Origin of the sequence: Thiohalophilus sp., assembly GCF_031581315.1 — a bacterium.
Lineage (GTDB): Bacteria > Pseudomonadota > Gammaproteobacteria > UBA6429 > Thiohalophilaceae > Thiohalophilus.
On record NZ_JAVLAZ010000001.1, the window covers coordinates 26,521 to 34,015 of the forward strand.

5 protein-coding genes are annotated in these 7,495 nt (G+C 55.1%); 1 reads left to right on the forward strand and 4 read right to left on the reverse strand.

The window, feature by feature from the left end:
- Nucleotides 1–9 precede the first annotated feature (9 nt).
- Genes RI563_RS00125 through RI563_RS00140 form a run of 4 tightly spaced genes read right to left on the reverse strand, consistent with a single transcriptional unit; the run spans nucleotide 10 to nucleotide 5,153 of the window.
- On the reverse strand, nucleotides 10–1,167 hold the full coding sequence (locus tag RI563_RS00125; RefSeq protein WP_310692282.1) for a type IV pilus twitching motility protein PilT: 1,158 nt from the start codon (nucleotides 1,165–1,167) through the stop codon (nucleotides 10–12).
- Between the two features lie 5 nt (nucleotides 1,168–1,172).
- Nucleotides 1,173–2,270 carry a type IV pilus twitching motility protein PilT gene (locus tag RI563_RS00130; RefSeq protein WP_310692283.1) on the reverse strand — a complete coding sequence of 366 codons (1,098 nt, stop codon included), beginning with the start codon at nucleotides 2,268–2,270 and terminating at the stop codon, nucleotides 1,173–1,175.
- 1 nt (nucleotide 2,271) lies between these two features.
- Nucleotides 2,272–4,635 carry a HEAT repeat domain-containing protein gene (locus tag RI563_RS00135; RefSeq protein WP_310692284.1) on the reverse strand — a complete coding sequence of 788 codons (2,364 nt, stop codon included), beginning with the start codon at nucleotides 4,633–4,635 and terminating at the stop codon, nucleotides 2,272–2,274.
- A gap of 38 nt (nucleotides 4,636–4,673) precedes the next feature.
- On the reverse strand, nucleotides 4,674–5,153 hold the full coding sequence (locus RI563_RS00140; RefSeq protein ID WP_310692285.1) for a hypothetical protein: 480 nt from the start codon (nucleotides 5,151–5,153) through the stop codon (nucleotides 4,674–4,676).
- Between the two features lie 319 nt (nucleotides 5,154–5,472).
- On the opposite strand from RI563_RS00140, the gene RI563_RS00145 reads away from it, so the two are divergent.
- Nucleotides 5,473–7,473, forward strand: a complete 2,001-nt coding sequence (locus RI563_RS00145) for an HD domain-containing phosphohydrolase (protein WP_310692286.1) — start codon at nucleotides 5,473–5,475, stop codon at nucleotides 7,471–7,473.
- The last annotated feature ends 22 nt before the right edge of the window (nucleotides 7,474–7,495 follow it).

Genomic DNA, 7,495 nt, shown 5'->3' on the forward strand with positions numbered 1-7,495 from the left:
ATCAGGTGTCTATTTCAAATCGGGTTCCGATGAGAGGACTATCTCTTCCATTTCATCGCTGGAATTTTCATTGCGCGTCTCGTCGATCAAGTCCTCGATTGCTTCATCATACTCATCGACATATTTGGCAAACAGGGATTTATTGCGGGCCTTCATATAGGCATCTTCGCCGGTGATCATCTCTGAGTCGACCAGTCGTTGCAAGGCGGTATCCATCAGCTGCATACCTTGCATGGCGCCGCCCTGGATAATGTTTTCCAGCTGCTCGGTCTTGCCTTCGCGCAGTACATTGGCAATCGCCGGATTGTTGATCATGATCTCGAGTGCGGCAACCCGGCCTTTTCCGTCACTGCGGCGCACCAGTTGCTGGGAGATAATCCCTACCAGCGAGGTGGAAAGCATGGTGCGCACATAGGCCTCTTCCCCGGAGGGAAAAACGTTGAGGATACGATCCACTGAGGAGGCGGCGGTACTGGTATGCAGGGTTGCCATCACCAGAATCCCCATTTCCGCCGCGGTAATGGCCAGATGAATGGTTTCCAGATCGCGCAATTCGCCGACCAGAATCACATCCGGATCCTCGCGCAGGGCGGAATGCAGGGCATTGGCAAATTTGGGCGTGTGATCGCCGACCTCGCGCTGGCTGACCAGGCATTGCTTGTTGTTATGGACAAATTCGATCGGATCTTCGATGGTCAGGATGTGACCCTTGCGTTCGGTATTGATGAAATCAACCATCGCCGCCAGCGAGGTCGACTTACCGGAACCGGTCGGGCCGGTGACCAGAATCAGTCCCTTGCGCTGCCGGGCGAGATTTTTGAGTACCGGCGGCAGGCCCAGATCATTGAGTGATTTGATCTCGGAGGGAATGACGCGGAATACCGCACCAATTCCTGAAAGGTGTTGAAAGACATTGACACGAAAACGGGCAAGATTCTCCGCTTCATAGGCAAAATCGACGCCGTTGTTTTCCTGGAACTGCTCTTTTTGCGTATCGGACATGATTTCATAAATCAGGTCCTGGGTTTCGTCGGCACTGAGTTCGCGATATTTGATCGCGAATGTATCACCGTTGATTCGTACGCGTGGCGGGTTACCGGCCACCATGTGCAGGTCGGAACCGTTTTGTTTGACGACCAGTTCCAGGAATGTGTCGATCCTCGCCATATTCTCTATCCACCAACGGCCAGGTTAACCTGCGGGAGCAGATCAGGATTAGTCACAAAACGTTGGAACGGTTTTTTATCCTGCGCGTTGATATAGGCGTCATCCGGGTCAATTTGCTTATTCTTCAATGCTTCCATCAGTGCCTGGTCCATCAACTGCATCCCCTGTTCCCGTCCGGTCTGCAGCAGGGAAGGGATCTGGAATATCTTGCGATGCAAAATCAGGTTGGCGATCGCCGGAGTGTTGAGCATGATTTCGAGAATCGCCTTGCGTCCACGGCCATCAGCGGTACGGACCAGGCGCTGACTGATAACCCCTTTTAAATGCTGCGCCAGAAATGTCGCGGTCAGGCCTTTTTGTTCGATCGGCATGGCGTCGATGATCCGATCCAGCGTCTTGACCGCCGAGGTGGTATGCAGGGTGCCCAGTACCAGGTGGCCGGTTTCCGCAGCGGTCATGGCCATGGAGATGGTTTCCGGGTCGCGTAACTCGCCAACCAGAATGACATCCGGATCTTCACGCAGGGCCGCATGTAGTCCTGCCGCGAAGCTTTTGACATGATTGCCGACGCTGCGCTGTATAACCAGCGATTGTTTACTCTGATGCAGGTATTCGACCGGATCCTCGAGGGTAATGATATTGAACTTGCGGTTCGCGTTCAGCCAGTCGATCATCGAGGCGAGCGTGGTGGATTTGCCGGTACCGGTGGCACCGGTGACCAGGAGCATACCCTGATGAGCGTGGAGCATCTTTTCGACAATATCGGGTACATCGAGGTCCTCCATGCTCGGGATGCGGGGTGGAATGATTCGGAATACCCCGCCGGGCCCACTCAGTTTATGAAACAGGTTGACACGGTAACGCTCGCCTTCGCTGCTTTGATAGGAAATATCCAGATCGCGTCCCTGTTGATAGACACTGCGTTGATCCTCGGTCAGGATCTCGTCGATCAGGCTGCCAAGCTCATCGTGACTCAACTCACGATATTTGATGGGTTCCAGATCACCGTACAGTCTGATCATCGGCGGTACGCCGACGGCCAGATGCACATCGGAAGCGCCCTGTTCGCGACCCAGCTTTAAAAAGGCATCGATGCGGGCCATATTATGCTGCCGCCTCCTGTAACAATTTTTCTATATCGTGTTGCAGTTGTTCGATATGCTGATAGCGTTTTTCAGGATCGACGCTGATGGCACGCATAATCACTTGATCGAGGTTTTCCGAGACCACCGGGTTGATTTCGCTCGGGGGTTTCGCCTTGCCTTCGACATGCTGGAACAAAGTGGCCATGTGGTCCTTGTCCTTGTAGGGCGGCTTGCCGGTGAACAGCTCATACATGACGATGCCCAGACTGTAGATGTCGGTGCGAATATCGATCTTGCGCCCGCGCACCTGTTCCGGGGCCATGTAGGTCGGGGTGCCGACCAGAATACCGCTTTTAGTCAGGCGTGCATCGCTCTGGCTGACCGCCGAAGCCAGACCAAAGTCCACGAGTTTAACCACATCGTTATCATTGATCAGAATGTTTGCCGGTTTGATATCCCGGTGCACAATCTTGAGATTATGTGCGATGGTTAAACCTTTGCAGACATCGACCAGTAATTTCAGATTGCGTTTGAAATCGCGGTTTTTCTTCTGTTTGATTTCCTGAGCCAGCGAATGGCTGTCGAAATATTCCATGCTGATGGCGTAGGATTTGCCGAAGGTCAGAAAATCATAAATTCGGATCACGTTGGGGTGGGTGATTCGGCGCGTATACCGCATCTCGTGAACAAAACGCTGGATGACACTGTCGTCGGAGGCCATGTGCGGGTTGAGGAATTTGAGAATAATCTGCTCATGGACCATTTGATCCTCAACCAGTATGACCACGCCAAAGGCACCCTTGCCGACCTGGCGAATCACCTTGTAGCGCCCTGCAAGAATGCTGTCAGGTTCGAGGATCTCCGGGTCGATATACTGGTTTTCACTGGCCACCCGGGTCGGTCCCGCGGTGGAGGGACTGCTGGCCCCCATGGACGAGGGCTGGGGCGTACTGCCCGGTTCGTCGCGCCGGGTGATCAGGGTTTGCATGGTCTGATTCGCCACATTCTGGGTTTCCTGATCGCCAGTATTGGAGACGATCGTCAGGGCTGCCTCGATATCATCAATATTGTGACTACTGATCAGCGATTCCAGGGCGCGAATGATGGCTTTCTTATTCTTCACCTGGCTGTTTTGCAGGGCCGCGAGCAGCGGTTTGACGGCCTCCTGACCGCCAAGTCGGGCAATGGCCTGGATCATGCCCGGGGAAGAGTCGGGATAGTTCTGCAGAACCTCCAGCATCAGGGGCAGGGCGCGTTGCTCCTCCATGTCCGCCAGTGCATCGGCGGCGCGTTCGCGTACCCACCAGTCGCTGTCCTTGAGTGCTTCAAGCAGGTGATTGACAGCGCGATCATCCTTGAGCTTGTTCATGATTTCCACGGCCGAACGGCGCAGGAACTCGTCGTCGCTTTTGATCAGCCCCAGTACGGCGTTGATGACATTGTCCCCGCCGATCGTGGCCAGGGCATCGGCGGCGCGGGAACGGACCCACCAGTCCTTGTCGCGCAGGGCATTGAACAGGTCGGTGATGGCGGCTTCGCTGCCGACATTGTTCAGCACTTCCACCGCTGCGCGGCGAATATCTTCTGAATCGTCCTGCAGCATTTCGATCAGGTATTTGACAATATGCGGATCGTTGATGTGGCTCAGAGCCTCGATCGCCTTGCTCTGGATATTGAAATCGGGATCCCTGAGCATCTGGGTGAGGGGCCGCGCCGAAATCGGCACGCTGAGTTTACTCAGCGAGGTGAGGGCGGCCAGACGAACCGCCTTGCTGCTGTCCTGCAGACGATCCAGTAGCACATCGCGGGATCGTTCATTGTCAAAGCGCCCCAATATCATGGCCAGTTGCTGGCGGACATACTGGTCTTCATGCTCCAGTGCTTTAATCAGATCCGTCTGCATGCTGTGATCGGCGATATCATTGAGAATATGAAACACCAGCTGCTGGGTGTTACGATCGGATTTATCCAGCTGTTTGAGCAGTTTCTTGCGATCCAGCTGCTTGCGCTGGGCATGCAGGATTTTGAGCAGAGCGGCCTTGGGGATATCCGGGTCAGTTAACAGGTCAAACAACTTGTTCGGATCGTAACGGTTGGACTGGCTCATGACGCTACTAACACCGGCCACGACACGCTTGCTGTCGTCACGTAGTGCGTCGATGAATTTTTTCAGTGTCTTGTTGTCCAGCTGGTTGAGCAGCAGGGTGTCGATAGCCGGATTGGGATAGGATTCATCGAAGGCATCGATCAGCTTGTCGATGACCGACGGTCCGGCATCCTTGAGATCACGGAAGGCTTCCTTGAATTCGAGCGAGCTGGGGTGCTGGCCGGAAACCAGCACATCGATTGCCTTGTTGGTTTTTAGCGAGTTGAACAGACCCATTACACTCGGTCACTCATTGCCCGTTATAGTTAATCATGTCAGTGGGTCTCATCCGACGGACTGACGTAATTGATAAATGCCTTGTTGATTAAGCAGACTTCCGTGTCGGAAAGGTACAACCGAATGAAGCGGGCTTTTTCCCTGTTCAGATAATCGAACAGCCTGGCCCGTTCGGGCGGGAGTGTTTCGCGAATTGTTCCTTCGAGTATTGAACCATCCATCAGATGAATGGTGCAAGGGATAATGGTTTGTTCGCCGAGCGCGTCGTTGTTCTCCTCTTGCTCGTACTCCACCCGGATGAGGCTGGTACGGTTGTAAAAGCGCAACTGTTCCGGCTTGTGCAGCCGAACGACGACAAACGGGCTGTCCTGGTTCAGTACCTCGATGGGTTCTTCCTGACCGGCGTGTTCATGGCTCTGTTCCAGCAGGAACAGGGAGCCTTTGACCAGGCCGTCGGGGTTGACCCATAGCGAAACTTCTTTTTCGGTTTTCGGAACCTTGAGAATCCTGGCCTTCACGCATGCTCCTTGGTTCTTATTGGTTTGGCGCCTGTTGCTATTATCTCCGGACTCTGAAATTATCAAAAATCCCAGAGGCGGGATAATTCAATGAAATTGTTAACAAAATGTTAATATGCTGGACCACTTCCCGATATAAGGGTTTACCCTAATCATGGTTATTGTTCTGGCTATCGCAGAAACCCTCTGATTATTTTAACCCTATTTCGGCGTGATATCCTCATCCATTAAAGTAATATGAAAAAAGTAGCATTTTCTCAAGCCGGTTTGCCGCTGCGTCTTATGCGGTCTCTGTTGTTGTGCACCAGGTTGGAACACCATGGCTGAGTTGACTGTCATCGAAGGGCCCCATTCCGGGCGTCACTATCCCCTGCAGGCAACTGACGTGACCCTGGGGCGTTCCCGCGAGCAGCATCTGGAAGAGGATAATTATCTATTACTGGATGATCCCGAGGTCAGCCGCGGTCACCTGCGGCTGTTTCTGGATCAGGGGCAATGGTATGTCGAGGATCTCAATTCCACCAACGGCAGTGCCCTGAGCGGTCTGACCCTGCAGCCGGGGGTTGCCCATCCCCTGCAAAACGGCGAGGAATTACAGCTGGGCAGTTCCGTCCTGCGCTTCGAGCAGGGCGATGAGGCATTCCATATGCCGAGCAGCCCGGAACCGGTCTTCGAGAGCCCGGATTTCGATCTGGCCAATCTCTCCCGGGCTTCCGCGTCGGTCCAGGTGGTTTCGGCCGAGGAGCAGCAGCCCGATGTGAGCATGTCTATCGACGCGACCCGTTTTATCGAGGCCCTGCAGGGCAAGTCGGCACTGGCCGAGCAGGGGCGGGAAGTGGACCTGATGAAACGGATGCAGGCGATGATCCAGCTCAGCCTGTCGCTGGGGGTGGTGACCGATCTGGATGCCTTGCTCGCTCGCATCATGGATTTTGTCTTTGAACTGTTCCCCGGGGCCGAGCGGGCTTTCGTGGTGGCCTTCGACGAAAAGCAGGAGCAATACCAGCCGTTGATGCTGCGCTACCAGGACGGGCGGGAACTGGAAGGCGACGAGGCCGTTGCGCTGTCGACCACGATTATCGAAGCGGTTATCCGGAACAAGAATGCCCTGTTGCTCAAGGATGCGATGGGCGATCGCCGTTTCGGCGTGCAGGATTCGGTGGTCAATTTGTCCATCCGCAGTGTCATGTGCGCGCCGCTACTCTATGAAGGCAAGGTGCTGGGACTATTGCAGGTCGACAGTTCCTCGGCCACGCATATGTTTACCCAGGACGATCTGGAGCTGCTGACCGCGATCTCGGCCCAGATTGCCGTCTCCATGAAAAATTCCTCCTTCTATCAGGAGATCGAAAAGCTGTTCGAGGGCTTCGTGCGGGCCTCGGTTCAGGCCATCGAAGCGCGGGATCCGGGCACGGCCGGCCACTCTTTTCGGGTCGCGGAATACACCGAGAATCTGGCACGGGCGGTGGATCGCAGCAGTGAGGCGGCCCTGCGCACGATTCGCTTCGATCGCGATCAATTGCAGGAACTGCGTTACGCGGCCCTGCTGCACGATTTTGGCAAGGTCGGCGTGCGCGAACATGTACTGACCAAGGCCAAGCGACTCTATCCCCATGAAATCCGGCTGATGCGCCAGCGTTTTCGCTATGCGCGCGCCTGCCTCGAACGGCAGGTCTATCAGGAACTGGTCGAGCGCCAGAGCCGGGAGGAGCTGGACAGCCCATCCTTCAAGCGGTTGAAGGAGGAAAAAGAGGCGGAATTACAGCAACAGATCACCGAATTGAACCATTTTTTCCAGGCCATTATGGCCGCCATTGAACCGGATGCCGACCCCGGCCAGTACGAGGCGCACCTGTCACAGATTGCCGATTACCGTTTCCGGGATGTGCACGATGAGCCGCTGCCCCTGCTGGACTCTTTCGAGTTTTCGGTACTCAGCCACGCCCGCGGCAGCCTCAATCCGGAAGAGCGCCGGGAGATCGAATCCCATGTCAGTCATACCTTCGATTTTCTTCGCCTGATTCCCTGGACCGAGAAGTTTGCCGGCATCCCGGATATCGCCCATGCCCATCATGAAAAACTCGATGGCAGTGGTTATCCGCGCGGCTTGCAGGCCGAAGCGATCCCGTTACCCTCACGCATCATGACCATCGCCGACATCTACGACGCCCTGACCGCCGGCGACCGGCCCTACCGCGACGGCGTTAATCCCGAACAGGCCCTGGCCATCATCGACGATCAGGTCAAGGTCGGCAAACTGGACGGGACACTGTTCAACGTGTTCCTCGAGGCCGAGGCGTACAAATCCCGCAAGACCTGAGTCTTTATTGAACCGGTTTCAG

Bases quoted from the DNA above. Each gene is read 5' to 3' on its own strand.
- RI563_RS00130 (WP_310692283.1), bottom strand. From the start codon at position 2,270: ATGGCCCGCATCGATGCCTTTTTAAAGCTGGGTCGCGAACAGGGCGCT.
- RI563_RS00125 (WP_310692282.1), bottom strand. From the start codon at position 1,167: ATGGCGAGGATCGACACATTCCTGGAACTGGTCGTCAAACAAAACGGT.
- RI563_RS00135 (WP_310692284.1), bottom strand. From the start codon at position 4,635: ATGGGTCTGTTCAACTCGCTAAAAACCAACAAGGCAATCGATGTGCTG.
- RI563_RS00145 (WP_310692286.1), top strand. From the start codon at position 5,473: ATGGCTGAGTTGACTGTCATCGAAGGGCCCCATTCCGGGCGTCACTAT.